This is a genomic window from Arthrobacter sp. DualSoilB13 (genome assembly GCF_055389195.1).
Genome location: NZ_AP035866.1, coordinates 42,105 through 56,456 on the forward strand (window position 1 = coordinate 42,105; position 14,352 = coordinate 56,456).

Here is a 14,352-nt window from a genome sequence, read left to right on the forward strand (position 1 = left end):
TAAGAAAGGAAACCACCATGACTCTTGCACCCGAAACACCTACCACCGGCCATGACGTCGCTGTCCGGTTCAGCCCCGACGGCACCCCGTTGGCGATCCGTCACGACGGCCGTATCTGGATGGTCGATCCCGACGTCCACACAGCGCACTGGTTCACCAGAGACGCATGGTGGGAAACCCGGTCCCGGGCAGAGATCGGCACCGGCGATCTTGTCAGCATCGAACACTGGCAGGTCCAAGCCAAACTCCCGTCCGCCAACGCGGAGCTGCGCACCTTCACATTGCGGCGCGAGCCCCTGGCGGACGTGTGGCAGCTGGAATCCATCAGCTAGTGCCGGCTGACTTGTACCGCTCCCCTGTCCCTGAACAACTATGGGAGCGGATCCGGGAAGAGTTCGGACTGCCCGGCTTGGAACAGGTCCGCGAAAGACTCTCTGCCATGCACGAGGATCCTGAACCGGTGATGCGGCAGCTCGTCCGCGTCTTCATTGGAGGGGGAGGGACCTATTGCCCTGGGTTCCAGTTCCGGCCTGACCTGACCTTGGATCCGGTCGTGGTTGAACTCTTTGAACGGGCCATGGAGCTGCGGATCGCACACAACTATTTCGCGCTGTGGATGATGGTCCCCTCCCCCGGCCTGCAAGGATCACGGCCCGTGGACCTCCGGCGCAGCGGCGAGGCATCGACCCTACTGGCGGTGCTCGAACGGACCCTCACGATCACGGCAGCCTAGGATATGGGGGGTGAAAGTGATCCTGACCGTAGAGGCCGGCAACGGCGAACTAAGCCACGTCGAAGCCGAAGGCGAGACGTACGAAGAAGCCAAAACCGCCGCCGAAGCACTGATCCCGGAAGGCTCCAAAGCCATTGTCCTCCGCACGGACTAGCAAAACCCGCCCTAAGAGCCGGGACAAGCGAACCGCGGAACAGTCCGCCCAGCTGATAGCCAAGTTCTACAAAGACCACGGATACCTGCCCACCCAGCACACGCCTTCCTCCGGGGAACACAAACGCCTCGCGCTGGCCCTTGAGCGGCTACGCCGGCTCAAAGCCGCTGGGGACCTCCCCGAAGATGCCGCCCGAATCCTGGATCAAACTTATCCGAAGTGGACTGCCCGGGCTGATCACGCCGGCGAACGCTGGCAACGCACGGCAGAGGACTTCATTGCCTGGGTAACGCAGAACGGCCGGTTCCCGAGCGCGTCTTCTGACGATGAGACGGAACGTTTCCTAAGTCGGTGGTTGTTTCGCCAGCGTTATGATGCACGCCGGGAACGCTTCCCGGCCCGCGTGCGTGAGCTCGATGCCCGGTTGCCTGAATGGCGTGAGACATTTTCCGAGCAGGAAAGGCGCTCCTACGTCGAATCGGCGCAGCAGATAGCTGCCTACGTTCAGGAACATGGCACATTGCCCGCCCCCAATGGCAAGAGCGGGAGCGAAGCCGAACGCCTTGCAGGCGTTCTGTTGGTTCTACGGAACCAACAGAGGCGCGGCCTGCTCGCCAAAGAAGCTATTCAGACCCTCGATGCGGCCTTCCCCGGTTGGGTGGACGGAATTTCGCTCAACGTCGAACGCCACTGGCAAAAGCGAGCCACCGACTTTATCGAATGGGTCAAGGAGAACGGAAGGCACCCGCACCGCAGCGCCTGGGACCCCAAAGAACGGGCACTGGCCGGTTGGGTCGCCAGACAACGGGTCCATGCAAAGAAGCGCCAATACCCTCACCGCATCAGGGAACTCAACGCACGCCTGCCCGAATGGAACTGCCCACCCTAGACCCGGACGACACCAGGCAGGGCTACTTGTCGGCCCAGCGTTCGTGCGCAGCTTGACGGCTGATCCCAGCGGCCCGCCCAATGTCAGTCCAGGAGGCACCGGCCGCCTTCGCGGCCGCGACAGTCTTATCCAAGCGGTGTCCGGCCTGTCGGTGTTCCTTCGCCGCTGCCTCCACGCCGAGGATCGCCTCAGACGGTGCAATGTGGATAAGCCATTCCTCTCGGACGGCTTCCTCCACCTCGCCGGAGACGTCCGAATGCTCGCCGCTCGGAACGTACTCCTTGCGGGTAGCAAGGTCGGCCTCGGCAGCCGTAGGAACTCTTTGCCACAGCTCTCCTTGCCAGCCGCACGTGCAGGCACCACGCCAACTCATAATGAGGTCATGAGGAACGATCTCCTTATCAGGGTAGAACTCTCCTGCTGGTTCGTATTCGCCGGTGGTCCCGTGGACAAACATTCCCGTCCCGTTCGAACTGCCTGAGAGCCGCCCGTCGGGTGCAACCGCAGCCACCCAGCCCTCATGGTTGTAGTCATTCGATGCCCAGCCCATGGCCTAACCTTCCTGTCAGGGTTTCCTGACAGGAAGTCTTTCAGGAGGCACAGACAATAACCAGAGCTGGAAAGTGGTCACCTGACGTAGCAAGGCCCCCGCCGCTGCGTCTAGGCAGTTTGCGGGGGCCTTGCGTTCGATACCTGGCCGATCGCGTAAGCTACGAGCCGGTCAGGTCCACGACGTCGGAACCGGCGTTGTTCTTCACCGAATCAATGCCATTAAGGGCTGCGGCCTTGGTGGTGTATGACTCACTGCTGGCGATAGTTTCACCGTTGCCGGCCTTCAGCCGGAACCGGTATCCGCCGGATTTGTCTTTGTAGACTTCGAATTTTCCTGCCATGCGTGATCCTCCTTCATGATGCCCACCCCCACGGGCGGCAATACGGGGAACTGCCCTAACGAGGTCATCCTAACCGCGGGCGCCCTACTCGGCTGGTTCAATCAGCTCGGGTCCGTTGTTGCGCACGCTGTTCACGCGGGTGCTGACAATCCGGGGCGTCAGCGTTGGTTCCGGCAATGAATCCAGCAAATGCTTGACGTCGGCTTTGTCGGTCAGGTCAGGGTCGAGCCATTCCGCAAACCGGTCCTTCGGAATGACAATCGGCGAACGCTCGTGAATGTGGCCCAAAGCGTCCTGGGTTGTTGTGGTCAGGACTGTGCAGGTCAGTAGCCAGCGTTCGGGGTCGTCGTCGGGCAGCTCGGGATCGGGCCAGAACTCGTACAGGCCGGCGAATCCAAGTAATGGTTCCTGCTCGGAGAACAGATAGTTCGGGATCTTCTTGCCATCCTCGGTCTTCTGCCATTCGTAGTAGCCCTCGGCCGGATTATCCGGTAGTTCCTGTGATACGCCCAGCATCGATGCAGCTGAGACTGTTAAAGACGCGTCTTTTTCGTTGTCCTATGCGTCGGGGTTTTCGATGGAGTGGTCTTTGGGATCAGGTTGAGGAATGTGGGCGTAATGCCACCCAGAGCGCACATCTTCGGCAGATGTAGGCGGGTTCGGCGCCGAGAGCGTGTAGTTTCTGGCGTTCCATGGATCGGCCGCAGCAGGAGCACTGGAGTTCCATTTCAGATGCCATGATGTCTCAACGCCTCGATTATTTGATTGATCGTCGGGGTTCCGGAGAGCCCCTCTGGTGTGTGATAGATCCGGCACGCGAGATCACTGGTGGGGTTCGCGCCGGGGAAGACGTCGGTTCCGTTTGCTGCGACCGTCGGTGACCCGGCAAAGCAGGTTCCGCTTGTGTCGGCCGGTGACTCAATTCGTCGCAGTTGGACGGAAATATCTTGGCGGCCGAGCGCGGCCAGGGCGGCCCCGACATGGTTGAGGGTTGTCGCAGTGTTGGGGCAGTTGTCGATGTGGAGCACTTCAATTTGCATGGGAATCATGCCGCGCTCCGTGGTGCGAACATGATTACGGCTACCCCGAGCAGGCAAATGACGGAACCTGCGATGTCCCAACGATCTGGGCGGAAGCCATCGAAGATTATGCCCCAGGCAAGAGAGCCTGCGACGAACACCCCACCGTAGGCTGCGAGTATCCTGCCGAAGTGCGCGTCGGGTTGGAGGGTAGCGGCGAACCCGTAGATCCCCAGCGCAATGACACCGAGTCCAGCCAGCCACCAGGCTTTGCCTTCCCTGATTGCTTGCCAGATTAGCCACGCGCCCCCGATTTCTGCGGCGGCGGCGAGGGCAAACAACAAAATAGACTTGGCTACGGACATGATTCCATCCTGTCATCTGGGTTACCCGGTCCTACTTTCAGCACCGTGGCCGGCTTGGAAGAGGTTTCAATCCCTATGACCCGCAGCTTCTTGGGATCGCGGTCTACCGGACGGCTTCGTCGAGGAGCTGCCGGAATTGGGCTTCGGTATTCAGGGTGAGTTTCTTTCCGTTCAGGAAGAACGTAGGCGTGCCGGTCACGCCGAGAGCCTGGCCGTCGGCGACGTCCTGGCTGATCCGGTCTTTGGTTGCCTGGTCCGCGACCGCGGCATCGTACTGTGCCATGTCCAGGCCGAGTTCTTGGGCGAAGGTACTGAACAGTGCCGCTTGGGAGTCCCGTTTTTCGCCCCATTCGGGTTGGGTAGCGAAAAGTTTGGTGGCCATTTCCTGATATCTGCCCTGTTGGGCGGCGGCTTCCACGGCTAGTGCAGCGGTGCCGGAGTTCCGGTGACCGGGAAGCGGAAAGTAGCGGTGGACGAAGGTGATCCTGTCCCCGTATTCCTTCTTCAGTTCCTCCACCAGGGGTTCAGCGGCGCGGCAGGATTCACACTCGAAGTCCAGGAACTCGACCAGCTGGGCTTTTTCCGTGGCCGGGCTCGTGACCCGGTGACTGTCCGCCCTGACAAGCTGGGCGTCGGCGGCCGCGAGTGGGGCAGCCGGAGCCGGCTTGTTGGCGGTGAGCACTAGGTACCAGATCACGCCAGCGCCGACGATTGCGCCGAGGAGGATCCAGATGATGATGCGGATCCTTCGGGCGGACATGACTGCGCTCATCGATCGGCCGGCTTTGTTCCAAGCTCAACAGCCACCGGCTCGGCCACGGCGTCCGATCCGCACCCGGCACAGCAGGAATCCGCGGACTCTTCATCGGCGGGTCGTGCCAGTTCGATGACTACCGGAGCAGATGCTGCAGAGGTCTTGGTGGTGGGCGCGCAGCAATCGTCGTCTTCGTCTTCAGCGTGGCCGTGATCGGCGTGCGGGACAGCGCAGCAAGCCTCGCCTTTCCAGGCGTTGATGCCTTCCCGGACGGCGATCCCGGCAATGACCAGTGCCGCGCCGGCATCAGCCCACCACCAGCCCAGCGTGCTGTTCAGGACCAAGCCGATCAGCAGAACGGCAGAGAGGTACGTGCAGAGCAGGGTTTGTTTGGAATCGGCGACGGCGGTCCTGGAGCCAAGCTCCCGCCCGGCACGTCGCTGTGCCCACGACAGCGCGGGCATGATCGCCAAACTCAACGCAGCGATGACGATGCCCGGCGTTGAATGCTGAGCCTCCCCCGTCCCGGTCAGTGAGCGGAGAGCATCCACAGCCACGAACGCGGCCAGAGCGAAAAAGGAGATGGCAATGATCCGCAACGTCAGGTGCTCACGCCGCTCCGGGTCCTTGGCGGAGAACTGCCAGGACAACGCAAGAGCCGATGTCACCTCAATTACCGAGTCCAGTCCGAAGCCGATCAGCGCCGAAGAGTCAGCAACCCCTCCGGCCCAGAGTGCTACGACGGCCTCGATGACGTTATAGGTGATGGTCGCGGCCGCGAACAGGCGGATGCGACGAGTCAGCACGGCACGGCGTTCCAGCGCTGGAGCTTTCAGGGTTGCGCTCATGTCAGGCACGTCCCGTCCGGCGCGCAGCAAGCCGGGTCCACGGCCAGAACCACGCCGATCAGGTCTTTGATGGCATGGCCCAGCCGCGCATCCGCCAACTCATAACGGGTCCGTCGCCCGTCAGGGACAGCAACTACCAACCCGCAGCCGCGCAGGCACGTCAGATGATTCGACATGCTTTGGCGGGACACACCCAACGTCTCAGCCAGGTCAGAAGGATGGGACGGGGCCTCCGAGAGGGCCAGAAGCACCCGGGCCCGGGTGGGATCCGAGACCGCATAACCAAAGCGGGCCAGCACAGGCGCCTGCGTGAGCGTTTCCATGCTTTTACGGTACATCCTGCGATGTATTCAGGCAAACATGTACTCTGGCTATCCGGCAGAAGGGTCGGTCCTGGTCGTCCATGGGCGCCAGCGGCAGGAAAGAGCCGCCCAAGGCTCGAAAACCCCTGCGGCATGCGGATCCTTCCCGGGGGCCGTCAGTGTCGGAGTGGGACGACAGTGACCGCGCCGATGTTCGGCAGCGCCGTTCGGGCCGCGTGGTCGATGCGGCTGGTCAGTTGCTCCAGCTCGATCATGGTTGTGCTCCCTTGTGCGGGCACAGTGATTTCGGCCTGCAGGCAGTGCCCGGTCCAGCGCAGTCTGGACGCGGTATCGTCGATTCCGTGGTGTCGCAGCGATGCTGTGAGCGTGTCAGTGAGGGCTGGATCGACGCCGTCCATCAGCCGGCGGCCAATGTCTTTTACGGTTCCCCAGAGGAGAACGGCGATCGCGGCGGAGATGAGCAGCCCGATGATCGGGTCAGCGAGGGGCAACCCGAGCCAGATGCCGAGCACGCCGGCGACGACGGCCAGGGAAGTGAACCCGTCGGCGCGGGCGTGGATGCCGTCCGCGACCAACGCGGCAGAGCCGATCTTCCGCCCGACATGGATTCGGTAAATCGCTACGAGCTCGTTCCCGGCAAAGCCGACAAGCCCTGCGGCCAGGACCCAGCCCAGAACCTGTACTGGCTGGGGCTCGAAGAGACGTCGGAAAGATTCGACCGCTGCGACCACGGCCGAGAGTGCAATCATCGCGACGATGAAGAGCCCGGCGAGGTCCTCCGCGCGGCCGAACCCATACGTGTAGGTTTTGGTCGCCGCTCGGCGGCCAAGTATGAATGCGATCCAGAGCGGCACGGCCGTCAGGGCGTCCGAGAAGTTATGAACGGTGTCGGCCAGCAGCGCGACCGAACCGCTGATCAGGACAATGACAAGCTGGAACAGGGCCGTCAGTCCCAGTCCTACCAGCGAGATCTTCACTGCCCGGATTCCCTGGGCGCTGGTCTCCAGCGCGGAATCCACCGAGTCAGCTGCATCGTGGGAGTGCGGGACCAGCAGATTCCTCGCCCATCCGAGGAACCCTCCGTGGCTGTGCCCGCTGTGGTCGTGATGATGATGGGCGCGGGTTGGATGTTCGTCATGCCTGTGGCCATGCGTGTGGGTGGTCGGCTCGCTCACTGCCCCGCCGCTTCTCTGCCGGAATGCGGGAGGAGGTGGTGGTGAGGTGCGGTGCCGAGGGCGTGTTCGGCCTGATGGATGGCATCTGCGACGAGCTCCCACGCGTGCCCGTCCTGCAGCCGGTAGTAGACCCTGGTTCCTTCCTGCCGGGTCGAGACCATCCGCGCAAGCCGCATCTTTGCCAGGTGCTGAGATACCGCAGCTGCTGACTTTCCGGTCTTTTCGGCCAGCGCATTCACTGGAAGCTCGCCGTGCCTCAAGGCCAGGATCAAGCGCACCCGGGTCGCATCAGCGAGCATCGCGAAGACTTCCACGGCCAGCTCCACGTACTCACTGTCGGGCGTCAGCGCGCAACTCTGCTTATCTGCATTCATACGCATATACTTACATATATGAACGATGCTGAGCAAGGACTCCTTGCACACCTCTTGCAAGAGATACCCCCCGGGGGTATATTTGCTGTGTTGTCAGTGAGTGGTATGTCGCGGAGGCCGGTTTTGGTTCGCCTCTTTACAACCGTTCAACCACAGCACCATCGCATCTTCTGCAATGAATGGAACTGACATGCAAACACCATCACGTACCGAACTGCCCCTGACGTCTTCATCATCGCGCTGCGCCTGCTGCTCCACCGACAAGGGCATCGCCACAGGTGCCAAGGCCGCCGGAGCCGAGTTCTCCGTGGAAGGCCTGACCTGCGGCGGCTGTGTCGCCAGCGTCGAGAAGGCCGTCAAGGCCATCGACGGCGTTGACACCGCGACCGTTGAACTTGTCCCCGGCGGCGTCTCCCGCCTGGTCGTATCCGGACCGGCCGATCCTTCGGCTGTCCGGGACGCCGTCACGTCGGCTGGATACAGCCTGACCAGCTAGTTCGAACCCACACCGGCCTGCGCCGCCTTCGTGCGATGTCGCGGCCGTCACTGGAGGAGTGCACCATGGCAGAGCACGACCATCACCATAACCACCACCCATCACCGGTCAGCGAAGCCGACCGGGAACCAACCACCCGATCCGTTGCGGATGGGATAACACCGCCCGCGATTGAGCACCACGGCCACCTGACCGGCCACGAGGACCGGGATGACCATGCCGTGCACAGCCACGGCCAGCACGCCGGACACAGCACGGCCATGTTCAAGGACCGGTTCTGGCTGACGCTGGTCCTCTCGGTCCCGGTTGTATATTTCAGCCCGATGTTCGGGCACCTTTTGGGGTACATGCCCCCGGAATTCCCGGGCTCGGCTTGGATCCCACCTGTGCTTGGCACGGTGATCTTCCTCTACGGAGGGATGCCGTTCCTCAAGGGCGGCCTGAATGAGCTGAGGAACCGGCAGCCAGGGATGATGCTGCTGATCAGCATGGCCATCACGGTCGCGTTCGTCGCGTCCTGGGCTACCAGCCTGCGGATCGGGAACTTCGATCTGGACTTCTGGTGGGAGCTGGCGCTGCTGGTGGCCATCATGCTGCTCGGCCACTGGATCGAAATGCGGGCACTCGGCTCGGCCCAGGGCGCCCTGGACGCGCTGGCGGCCCTGTTGCCCGACGAAGCAGAACGCGTCACCGACATCGGGGTCCAAACCGTGCAGGTTTCCGAACTGAGGACCGGTGACATCGTCCTGGTCCGGTCCGGCGCGCGGATGCCCGCCGACGGCACTATCGTTGACGGTCAGGCCGAGTTTGATGAGTCCATGATCACCGGGGAGTCCAAAACGGTCCTGCGCACTGTGGGGGACCCGGTCGTGGCCGGGACCGTTGCCACTGACAACACCGTCCGGGTCACCGTCACGGCCGTCGGGGATGACACGGCGTTGGCCGGCATCCAACGGCTGGTAGCCGAAGCGCAGGCCTCCTCCTCCAAGGCGCAGGCCCTCGCGGACCGGGCAGCTGCGTTCCTGTTCTACTTCGCAACCATCGCCGGTGTCATCACGTTCGTTGCCTGGGCGCTGCTGGGCAGCCTGCCCGAGGCTGTCACCCGCACCGTGACGGTTCTGGTCATCGCCTGCCCGCACGCCCTCGGGCTGGCCATCCCGCTGGTGATCGCGATCTCCACCGAACAGGCCGCCCGGGCCGGGGTGCTGATCAAGAACCGCATCGCACTGGAACGGATGCGCACCATCGATGTGGTCCTGTTCGACAAGACCGGAACCCTGACCAAAGGCGAACCCGAGGTCAGGAACACCGCCACCCTAAACGGCGCCGGGGATGATGAGTTGCTGGCCCTTGCCGCAGCCGTCGAATCCGACAGCGAACATCCCGTGGCCCGGGCCATCGTCCGGGCAGCACACAACCAAGGCCTGAAACTTCCGCAGGCGACGGGTTTCACCTCCATGACAGGCCGCGGTGTGCGGGCCATGATCGATGGCCGAACCATCCAGGTCGGCGGGCCGGCGCTGCTGCGCGAACTCGGACTCGCCGAGCCCGAACCGCTGGCGGCCTCAACCCGCGAATGGATGGGGCGCGGCGCAGCCGTGTTGCACGTCATCGTCGGCGAACAGGTGCTGGGGGCACTGAGCCTCGAGGATGCGATCCGTCCCGAGTCCCGGCAGGCCGTGGCGGCACTGCAGAGCCGGGGCGTGAAGGTTGCCATGATCACCGGTGACGCAGCCCAGGTAGCCAAGTCGGTGGGCGCTGAGTTGAACATCGATGAGGTCTTCGCCGAAGTTCTGCCCGCGGATAAGGACAAAAAGGTCGCCGAGCTGCAGGCTCGCGGCCTGAAGGTTGCGATGGTCGGAGACGGCGTGAACGACTCCCCTGCCCTGGCCCGCGCGGAGGTTGGTATCGCCATTGGGGCCGGCACCGATGTTGCCATGGAGTCGGCCGGGGTGATCCTCGCCGGCAACGACCCACGTGCCGTGCTGTCCATGGTGGACCTGTCCCGGGCAAGCTACACCAAGATGTGGCAGAACCTTGTCTGGGCGACCGGTTACAACGTCATCGCCGTGCCGCTGGCCGCCGGCGTCCTGGCGTTCGCGGGGATAGTGCTCTCCCCCGCTGCCGGGGCGGTCCTGATGTCCGTCTCCACGATCGTGGTCGCCCTGAACGCCCAGCTGCTCCGGCGGGTGAAACTGAACCCTTCGCAGGTTCGTTGACCCAACAGGTTCCTGCACCGGCGACCCGCCCCCACTGGGGGTGGGGTCGCCGGTTGCCGGTAGCCTGAAACAATACGCAGACAGGAGGACCGGGATGGCAGCACAGCGCACCACCAGCGGGTCCGTCCTGCTCAGCGCCGGGCTTCTGGCCGCAGTTCTCGCCCTCATCGCCGGGATCCTGGGCATGCATGTCATGACAGGCTCCCATTCGGCGCACGCGGCGACGACCGCCCCGGGGGCACCAACGTCTGCCGCCGGCACCGGACACACCGACCACGCGCCCACGGCGGCAGAGATTGCGGTCGTCCAGGACCCGGGCGTGGTGGGCGACGCCGTGTCCCCGGCGCAGTGCTCGTGCTCAGGGAACTGCTCAAGCCAGCATGCGATGGCCGCTTCCTGCATCCCGTCCGTGGCGCCAGCTGGCCTGACAGCGCCCCTTCCGGACAACACTGTCTCCATCACGGTGCCCTCCCCGAATTCTGCCGCCGCGTCCCGGGTTCCGTGGTCGTACCGTCCCGGCAGTCCTTCACCGGGTGAATTGTCCATCAGCAGGACGTAGGTACGCCCCTCTGCCCGGTTCCGGGCAACCTATCCAGTTGCCGTCGGCAGCCCGACCGGGCTGTCGCACGTTCCGCTTTTGAACACCTCTCTTCCCGCGGGGCGCCTGCGCGCCCCCGGAAACTTGTGAAGGACTTGATTTTGATGAACACGAAGAAGTTTTTACCTGTAGCCGCGACAGCGATCGCCACCGCAATTGCCTTGGCCGGCTGCGGCGCCTCCGGCGGTTCCGGATCCTCCGGGACTTCCATGCCTGGAATGGACCACGGCAGCAGCTCGTCCAGCCCCGCCGCGGCGGCGGACCATAACGCCGCGGACGTGATGTTTGCTCAGATGATGATTCCCCATCACGCCCAAGCCGTGGAGATGAGCGAGACGATCCTCGAAAAGCAGGACATCCCTGCGGAGGTCACGGCACTGGCTACCCGGGTCAAGGAAGCCCAGGGCCCGGAAATCGAGAAGATGACCAGCTGGCTGAAGGGCTGGGACGAATCCACCCAAGCACCCACCGGACACAGCATGGACGGCATGATGGGCGCTGAGGACATGGCGAAGCTCGACGCCGTCCAGGGAGTTGAGGCAGCCAAGCTGTTCCTGACCCAGATGATTGCCCACCACCAAGGCGCCGTGACCATGGCCCGGACCGAGACCACGGACGGCAAGAACCCGGACGCGGTGCAGCTCAGCAAGGACATTGTCAGTGCCCAGGAAGCCGAAATCCAGGAAATGCAGAAACTGCTGACCACCCTTTAGCCAGCCCCTGTTGCGCTGGTCCCGTCTCTCTGACGAGCGGGACCGGCGCCGGACGTCCGCCCTTCCTCTACTTGGAGCTTTTCCATGCAACTTTCCACTACCACTGCCGTGCGGACGGGAGCCGTCATTACCGGCGCATTGCTCGCCCTTGGCTTGGCTGCTTGCGCCCCGGCAAACCCGTCGGCGACCGACACACCGACCATTCAATTGACCGACAAAGCCCTGCCCAGCAGCCACGTGCACGGACTCACCGTCCACGGTGACACCGGCCAGGTACTACTGGCCACCCACGACGGTCTTTTCGACATGACCAAACAGCCGGCGACCAAGATCGGTGGCACCAACGACCTGATGGGGTTCACCGCCGGAAAGGACGGCATCTTCTTCGCCTCCGGCCACCCCGGCCCAGGCTCGGACCTGCCCAATCCCATCGGGCTGATCAAATCCACCGACGGAGGACAAACCTGGGAGAAGCTCTCCCGGCAAGGAGAATCCGATTTCCATGCCATGACCACCTCCAAGTCAGGCATCGTCGCGTACGACGGGCAATTGCGAAGCAGCCCCGACGGGATGACCTGGAACACTGTCGCCGCCATGTTCGCCCCGGCGGTCCTGGCCGGGCACCCTGACAGCGACACCGTGCTGGGCACGACCACCGAAGGGATCCAACGCTCCACCGACGGCGGAGCCACCTGGACCCTCAACAAGACCGGCCCGGTACTCCAGTACGCCGCATTCGCCGATCCCGACGAAGCGGCAGGCGTGGCCCCCGACGGAACCGCCTACTACTCATCCGACGGCGGCTCCACCTGGACCCAAAAGGGCAGAATCGATAATGAAGTCCTGGCCATCACGGCCGTCAATGGAGCGGACGGGAAGCCCTGGATCTGGGCTGCCACTGCCGATGGAATTGTCATCTCCACCGACGGGGGAACGAGCTTCCGTCCCGCAGGCGGATCCTGACGCACCAAGCCGCCGGACGAAAACCTGGGCCGGAAACACACCGGGCGTCGTCTGCAGAGCAGGTCTAGGGTGGGCGTGACGGCCGGTCGTCACGCCCATCCGTGACAGGAGCTGACCTTGACCCAGCGCATCACTGCGATGATTGAGCCCCACCACCGGGCAGCGGACCAGATGAACAGAAAGGTGTTGGTCGAATGCATCGCTGCCTGCCCGGATTGTGCCCAGGCATGCACAGCGTGCGCCGACGCACCGTGTGCGGAATCTGCGCAGAAGACTGCGAACACCACGCCCGGGTGGCACGAGCCTGCCGGCGCTGCCAAACTGCCTGCGCCGCTGTTATGGCCACCCTTAGCTAATTCTTAGGTGCCGGGTTGCTCCGGTTCGGGCCGCAATCCTGCCATGGTGATTGAAACGAGCCCGGACACCGCGTCGGGAGCCAGCCCTGCTGAGGCCCCCAAAGCATGCAGGCAGTAGCCGGCCAATACCTCGGGGGAAGCGTCGCTACGGATGAAACCTTCCCTGGCACCTTCCGCCAGCAGATCCGCCAGGAACGCGTTCAGGTGCTCCTCGGCATGCCCGACGTGGGGTCGGGAATGCAACCGTACCGATTGGTCGCCACCTTGGGCAGAATGTGCGATCTGAGCGTACGCCCGCAGGACCTCTTCCACCCTCTGCCAAATGTTTCCCCGCGTGCTGTCCTTCACGTGGGCGAGATGGTCCAGGTGGGATGTGACGTGCCGTTCGTGCCAAGCATCCAGGACCGCATTCACGTCGGGAAAGTACTTGTACAGCGTCGCCCGTCCTATCCCGGCATCCTGGGCGATCTGCGACATCGTCACCGACGACAGACCATGGCTGGACACCAACCCGGCAACGGCATCGAGAATGGCCCCTTTGACAGCGCCTCGATGCTCTTCGATGGTCTCATTCCACAGCTTGGGCATGACCCGATACTACGCCCCGTCACGACTTAGACAGCCTGACCTATTCGAGACATACTGTCTCGTAAAGACATTTCAGGTATCACCATTCCGATAGGAACGCCATGGATGAGAAGCAAGGTCTGCCCGGGCCAAACAAACACCCGGAGCGGGAGACGTTCACCGGCCCGCCGCGTTGGGTCAAGGTCTCCGCGATCATCGCCGGTGCCCTGCTAGTGGTGGTAGTGGCCGTCATGATCCTCAGCGGTGGAGAGCACGGACCTGGCCGGCACGGCTTCGGCATCGGCGTTCCTGGGGACAGCTCCAGCATCACCGCGGCCTCCGGCCCCGGGCATTCGTTGGACTTCGCTGGCCAGGCGTGAAGCGGCCATGGTCCTCACTTCGCCGGCAAGGAAATTCCTGCTGACCTTGCATGTGGTGTGTTCGCTGGGATGGGTCGGTGCGGTAGCAGTGTTCGTGGTCCTGGACTTGGCAGCATTGACCGGGAACATGCCCGAGCTGGGTCGACTGCTGTGGCTGGGTCTTCAAGCGACGGTCTGGTCGCTGCTGATTCCCTTGGCCTTGGGGTCGCTGCTGACAGGCGTCATCTTGGCTCTTGGCACCAGGTGGGGCCTTTTCCGCCACTACTGGGTGGTTTTGAAACTGGTACTCACCTCGATCGCCACGATCATTCTGTTCTTGTACACCCACACCATTGAGCCGTTGGCTCAAATCGCCGCGGACCCGGTCATGGCCGGTGAACGGATGCCCTCCGCTCTATTGCATACCGGCGGGGCCTTGGTAGTGCTTGTGCTGACCACTGTTCTGGCGATCTACAAACCCCGCGGCGTTACCCGCTACGGGCAGCGGAAGCAGCAGCGGGCCGGCATCCAATCAACACCTTGACCTCGCCGCT

Annotated in this window: 22 protein-coding genes; 11 read left to right on the plus strand and 11 right to left on the minus strand. The window is 63.3% G+C overall.

The features are described 5' to 3' along the window. The first annotated feature begins 17 nt into the window (after positions 1-17). The 4 genes from ACZ5J0_RS20135 to ACZ5J0_RS20150 are packed head-to-tail and all read left to right on the plus strand — an operon-like array spanning position 18 to position 1,776. Positions 18-332: a hypothetical protein gene (locus ACZ5J0_RS20135; RefSeq protein ID WP_464094928.1), complete on the plus strand. Its 315-nt coding sequence runs from the start codon at positions 18-20 to the stop codon at positions 330-332. Beyond that, the gene (locus ACZ5J0_RS20140; protein ID WP_464094927.1) at positions 332-733 is read left to right on the plus strand and encodes a hypothetical protein; all 402 of its coding nucleotides are present in this window, start codon (positions 332-334) and stop codon (positions 731-733) included. The genes ACZ5J0_RS20135 and ACZ5J0_RS20140 overlap by 1 nt, the downstream gene beginning before the upstream one ends. Before the next feature lie 10 nt (positions 734-743). Next, positions 744-887 carry a hypothetical protein gene (locus ACZ5J0_RS20145; protein WP_464094926.1) on the plus strand — a complete coding sequence of 48 codons (144 nt, stop codon included), beginning with the start codon at positions 744-746 and terminating at the stop codon, positions 885-887. Then, positions 868-1,776, plus strand: coding sequence for a hypothetical protein (locus tag ACZ5J0_RS20150; protein ID WP_464094925.1), 909 nt, complete (start codon positions 868-870; stop codon positions 1,774-1,776). The genes ACZ5J0_RS20145 and ACZ5J0_RS20150 overlap by 20 nt, the downstream gene beginning before the upstream one ends. Positions 1,777-1,798: 22 nt before the next feature. On the opposite strand, the gene ACZ5J0_RS20155 is transcribed toward ACZ5J0_RS20150, so the two are convergent. The 10 genes from ACZ5J0_RS20155 to ACZ5J0_RS20200 form a co-directional block, all read right to left on the minus strand. Next, the gene (locus ACZ5J0_RS20155) at positions 1,799-2,326 is read right to left on the minus strand and encodes a hypothetical protein (RefSeq protein WP_464094924.1); all 528 of its coding nucleotides are present in this window, start codon (positions 2,324-2,326) and stop codon (positions 1,799-1,801) included. A gap of 160 nt (positions 2,327-2,486) precedes the next feature. Next, on the minus strand, positions 2,487-2,669 hold the full coding sequence (locus tag ACZ5J0_RS20160) for a YegP family protein (protein ID WP_464094923.1): 183 nt from the start codon (positions 2,667-2,669) through the stop codon (positions 2,487-2,489). Positions 2,670-2,753: 84 nt separating this feature from the next. Further along, a complete protein-coding gene (locus ACZ5J0_RS20165; protein WP_464094922.1) occupies positions 2,754-3,185 on the minus strand; it encodes an SOS response-associated peptidase family protein in 432 nt (143 codons plus the stop codon). A 212-nt stretch (positions 3,186-3,397) separates the two neighbouring features. Further along, on the minus strand, positions 3,398-3,718 hold the full coding sequence (locus tag ACZ5J0_RS20170) for a thioredoxin family protein (RefSeq protein ID WP_464094921.1): 321 nt from the start codon (positions 3,716-3,718) through the stop codon (positions 3,398-3,400). Next, entirely contained in the window at positions 3,715-4,053 is a 339-nt protein-coding gene (locus ACZ5J0_RS20175; RefSeq protein WP_464094920.1) for a YnfA family protein, read from the minus strand. Before ACZ5J0_RS20175 ends, ACZ5J0_RS20170 begins: the two co-directional genes overlap by 4 nt. Before the next feature lie 103 nt (positions 4,054-4,156). Beyond that, entirely contained in the window at positions 4,157-4,825 is a 669-nt protein-coding gene (locus ACZ5J0_RS20180) for a DsbA family protein (protein ID WP_464094919.1), read from the minus strand. Then, on the minus strand, positions 4,822-5,655 hold the full coding sequence (locus ACZ5J0_RS20185; RefSeq protein WP_464094918.1) for a cation diffusion facilitator family transporter: 834 nt from the start codon (positions 5,653-5,655) through the stop codon (positions 4,822-4,824). Before ACZ5J0_RS20185 ends, ACZ5J0_RS20180 begins: the two co-directional genes overlap by 4 nt. After that, complete coding sequence (locus ACZ5J0_RS20190) at positions 5,652-5,978, minus strand: ArsR/SmtB family transcription factor (RefSeq protein WP_464094917.1); 327 nt, start codon at positions 5,976-5,978, stop codon at positions 5,652-5,654. Before ACZ5J0_RS20190 ends, ACZ5J0_RS20185 begins: the two co-directional genes overlap by 4 nt. Positions 5,979-6,133: 155 nt before the next feature. After that, complete coding sequence (locus tag ACZ5J0_RS20195; RefSeq protein ID WP_464094916.1) at positions 6,134-7,153, minus strand: cation diffusion facilitator family transporter; 1,020 nt, start codon at positions 7,151-7,153, stop codon at positions 6,134-6,136. Beyond that, the gene (locus ACZ5J0_RS20200) at positions 7,150-7,527 is read right to left on the minus strand and encodes an ArsR/SmtB family transcription factor (protein WP_464094915.1); all 378 of its coding nucleotides are present in this window, start codon (positions 7,525-7,527) and stop codon (positions 7,150-7,152) included. The genes ACZ5J0_RS20195 and ACZ5J0_RS20200 overlap by 4 nt, the downstream gene beginning before the upstream one ends. Before the next feature lie 190 nt (positions 7,528-7,717). Between ACZ5J0_RS20200 and ACZ5J0_RS20205 the strand changes: the two genes are divergently transcribed. The 5 genes from ACZ5J0_RS20205 (at position 7,718) to ACZ5J0_RS20225 (ending at position 12,516) form a co-directional block, all read left to right on the plus strand. Continuing rightward, a complete protein-coding gene (locus ACZ5J0_RS20205) occupies positions 7,718-8,023 on the plus strand; it encodes a heavy-metal-associated domain-containing protein (protein ID WP_464094914.1) in 306 nt (101 codons plus the stop codon). A gap of 65 nt (positions 8,024-8,088) precedes the next feature. Next, positions 8,089-10,242 (plus strand): copper-translocating P-type ATPase, encoded by a 2,154-nt coding sequence (locus ACZ5J0_RS20210; RefSeq protein WP_464094913.1) that lies wholly within the window; start codon positions 8,089-8,091, stop codon positions 10,240-10,242. Between the two features lie 94 nt (positions 10,243-10,336). Then, complete coding sequence (locus ACZ5J0_RS20215) at positions 10,337-10,801, plus strand: hypothetical protein (protein WP_464094912.1); 465 nt, start codon at positions 10,337-10,339, stop codon at positions 10,799-10,801. 143 nt (positions 10,802-10,944) lie between these two features. Beyond that, positions 10,945-11,553, plus strand: coding sequence for a DUF305 domain-containing protein (locus ACZ5J0_RS20220; RefSeq protein WP_464094911.1), 609 nt, complete (start codon positions 10,945-10,947; stop codon positions 11,551-11,553). A gap of 84 nt (positions 11,554-11,637) precedes the next feature. Further along, positions 11,638-12,516 carry a F510_1955 family glycosylhydrolase gene (locus ACZ5J0_RS20225; RefSeq protein WP_464094910.1) on the plus strand — a complete coding sequence of 293 codons (879 nt, stop codon included), beginning with the start codon at positions 11,638-11,640 and terminating at the stop codon, positions 12,514-12,516. A gap of 359 nt (positions 12,517-12,875) precedes the next feature. Here ACZ5J0_RS20225 and ACZ5J0_RS20230 read toward each other — a convergent pair whose 3' ends face one another. Continuing rightward, positions 12,876-13,460: a TetR/AcrR family transcriptional regulator gene (locus tag ACZ5J0_RS20230; protein WP_464094909.1), complete on the minus strand. Its 585-nt coding sequence runs from the start codon at positions 13,458-13,460 to the stop codon at positions 12,876-12,878. A gap of 101 nt (positions 13,461-13,561) precedes the next feature. On the opposite strand from ACZ5J0_RS20230, the gene ACZ5J0_RS20235 reads away from it, so the two are divergent. After that, on the plus strand, positions 13,562-13,819 hold the full coding sequence (locus ACZ5J0_RS20235; RefSeq protein ID WP_464094908.1) for a hypothetical protein: 258 nt from the start codon (positions 13,562-13,564) through the stop codon (positions 13,817-13,819). Between the two features lie 7 nt (positions 13,820-13,826). After that, the gene (locus tag ACZ5J0_RS20240; protein WP_464094907.1) at positions 13,827-14,342 is read left to right on the plus strand and encodes a DUF2269 domain-containing protein; all 516 of its coding nucleotides are present in this window, start codon (positions 13,827-13,829) and stop codon (positions 14,340-14,342) included. The last annotated feature ends 10 nt before the right edge of the window (positions 14,343-14,352 follow it).

Excerpts from the sequence above, each read along its gene's own strand:
- ACZ5J0_RS20135 (WP_464094928.1), top strand. The coding sequence starts at position 18 with ATGACTCTTGCACCCGAAACACCTACCACCGGCCATGACGTCGCTGTC.
- ACZ5J0_RS20155 (WP_464094924.1), bottom strand. The coding sequence starts at position 2,326 with ATGGGCTGGGCATCGAATGACTACAACCATGAGGGCTGGGTGGCTGCG.
- ACZ5J0_RS20160 (WP_464094923.1), bottom strand. The coding sequence starts at position 2,669 with ATGGCAGGAAAATTCGAAGTCTACAAAGACAAATCCGGCGGATACCGG.
- ACZ5J0_RS20165 (WP_464094922.1), bottom strand. The coding sequence starts at position 3,185 with ATGCTGGGCGTATCACAGGAACTACCGGATAATCCGGCCGAGGGCTAC.
- ACZ5J0_RS20170 (WP_464094921.1), bottom strand. The coding sequence starts at position 3,718 with ATGATTCCCATGCAAATTGAAGTGCTCCACATCGACAACTGCCCCAAC.
- ACZ5J0_RS20175 (WP_464094920.1), bottom strand. The coding sequence starts at position 4,053 with ATGTCCGTAGCCAAGTCTATTTTGTTGTTTGCCCTCGCCGCCGCCGCA.
- ACZ5J0_RS20180 (WP_464094919.1), bottom strand. The coding sequence starts at position 4,825 with ATGAGCGCAGTCATGTCCGCCCGAAGGATCCGCATCATCATCTGGATC.
- ACZ5J0_RS20185 (WP_464094918.1), bottom strand. The coding sequence starts at position 5,655 with ATGAGCGCAACCCTGAAAGCTCCAGCGCTGGAACGCCGTGCCGTGCTG.
- ACZ5J0_RS20190 (WP_464094917.1), bottom strand. The coding sequence starts at position 5,978 with ATGGAAACGCTCACGCAGGCGCCTGTGCTGGCCCGCTTTGGTTATGCG.
- ACZ5J0_RS20200 (WP_464094915.1), bottom strand. The coding sequence starts at position 7,527 with ATGAATGCAGATAAGCAGAGTTGCGCGCTGACGCCCGACAGTGAGTAC.
- ACZ5J0_RS20205 (WP_464094914.1), top strand. The coding sequence starts at position 7,718 with ATGCAAACACCATCACGTACCGAACTGCCCCTGACGTCTTCATCATCG.
- ACZ5J0_RS20210 (WP_464094913.1), top strand. The coding sequence starts at position 8,089 with ATGGCAGAGCACGACCATCACCATAACCACCACCCATCACCGGTCAGC.
- ACZ5J0_RS20215 (WP_464094912.1), top strand. The coding sequence starts at position 10,337 with ATGGCAGCACAGCGCACCACCAGCGGGTCCGTCCTGCTCAGCGCCGGG.
- ACZ5J0_RS20220 (WP_464094911.1), top strand. The coding sequence starts at position 10,945 with ATGAACACGAAGAAGTTTTTACCTGTAGCCGCGACAGCGATCGCCACC.
- ACZ5J0_RS20225 (WP_464094910.1), top strand. The coding sequence starts at position 11,638 with ATGCAACTTTCCACTACCACTGCCGTGCGGACGGGAGCCGTCATTACC.
- ACZ5J0_RS20230 (WP_464094909.1), bottom strand. The coding sequence starts at position 13,460 with ATGCCCAAGCTGTGGAATGAGACCATCGAAGAGCATCGAGGCGCTGTC.
- ACZ5J0_RS20235 (WP_464094908.1), top strand. The coding sequence starts at position 13,562 with ATGGATGAGAAGCAAGGTCTGCCCGGGCCAAACAAACACCCGGAGCGG.
- ACZ5J0_RS20240 (WP_464094907.1), top strand. The coding sequence starts at position 13,827 with ATGGTCCTCACTTCGCCGGCAAGGAAATTCCTGCTGACCTTGCATGTG.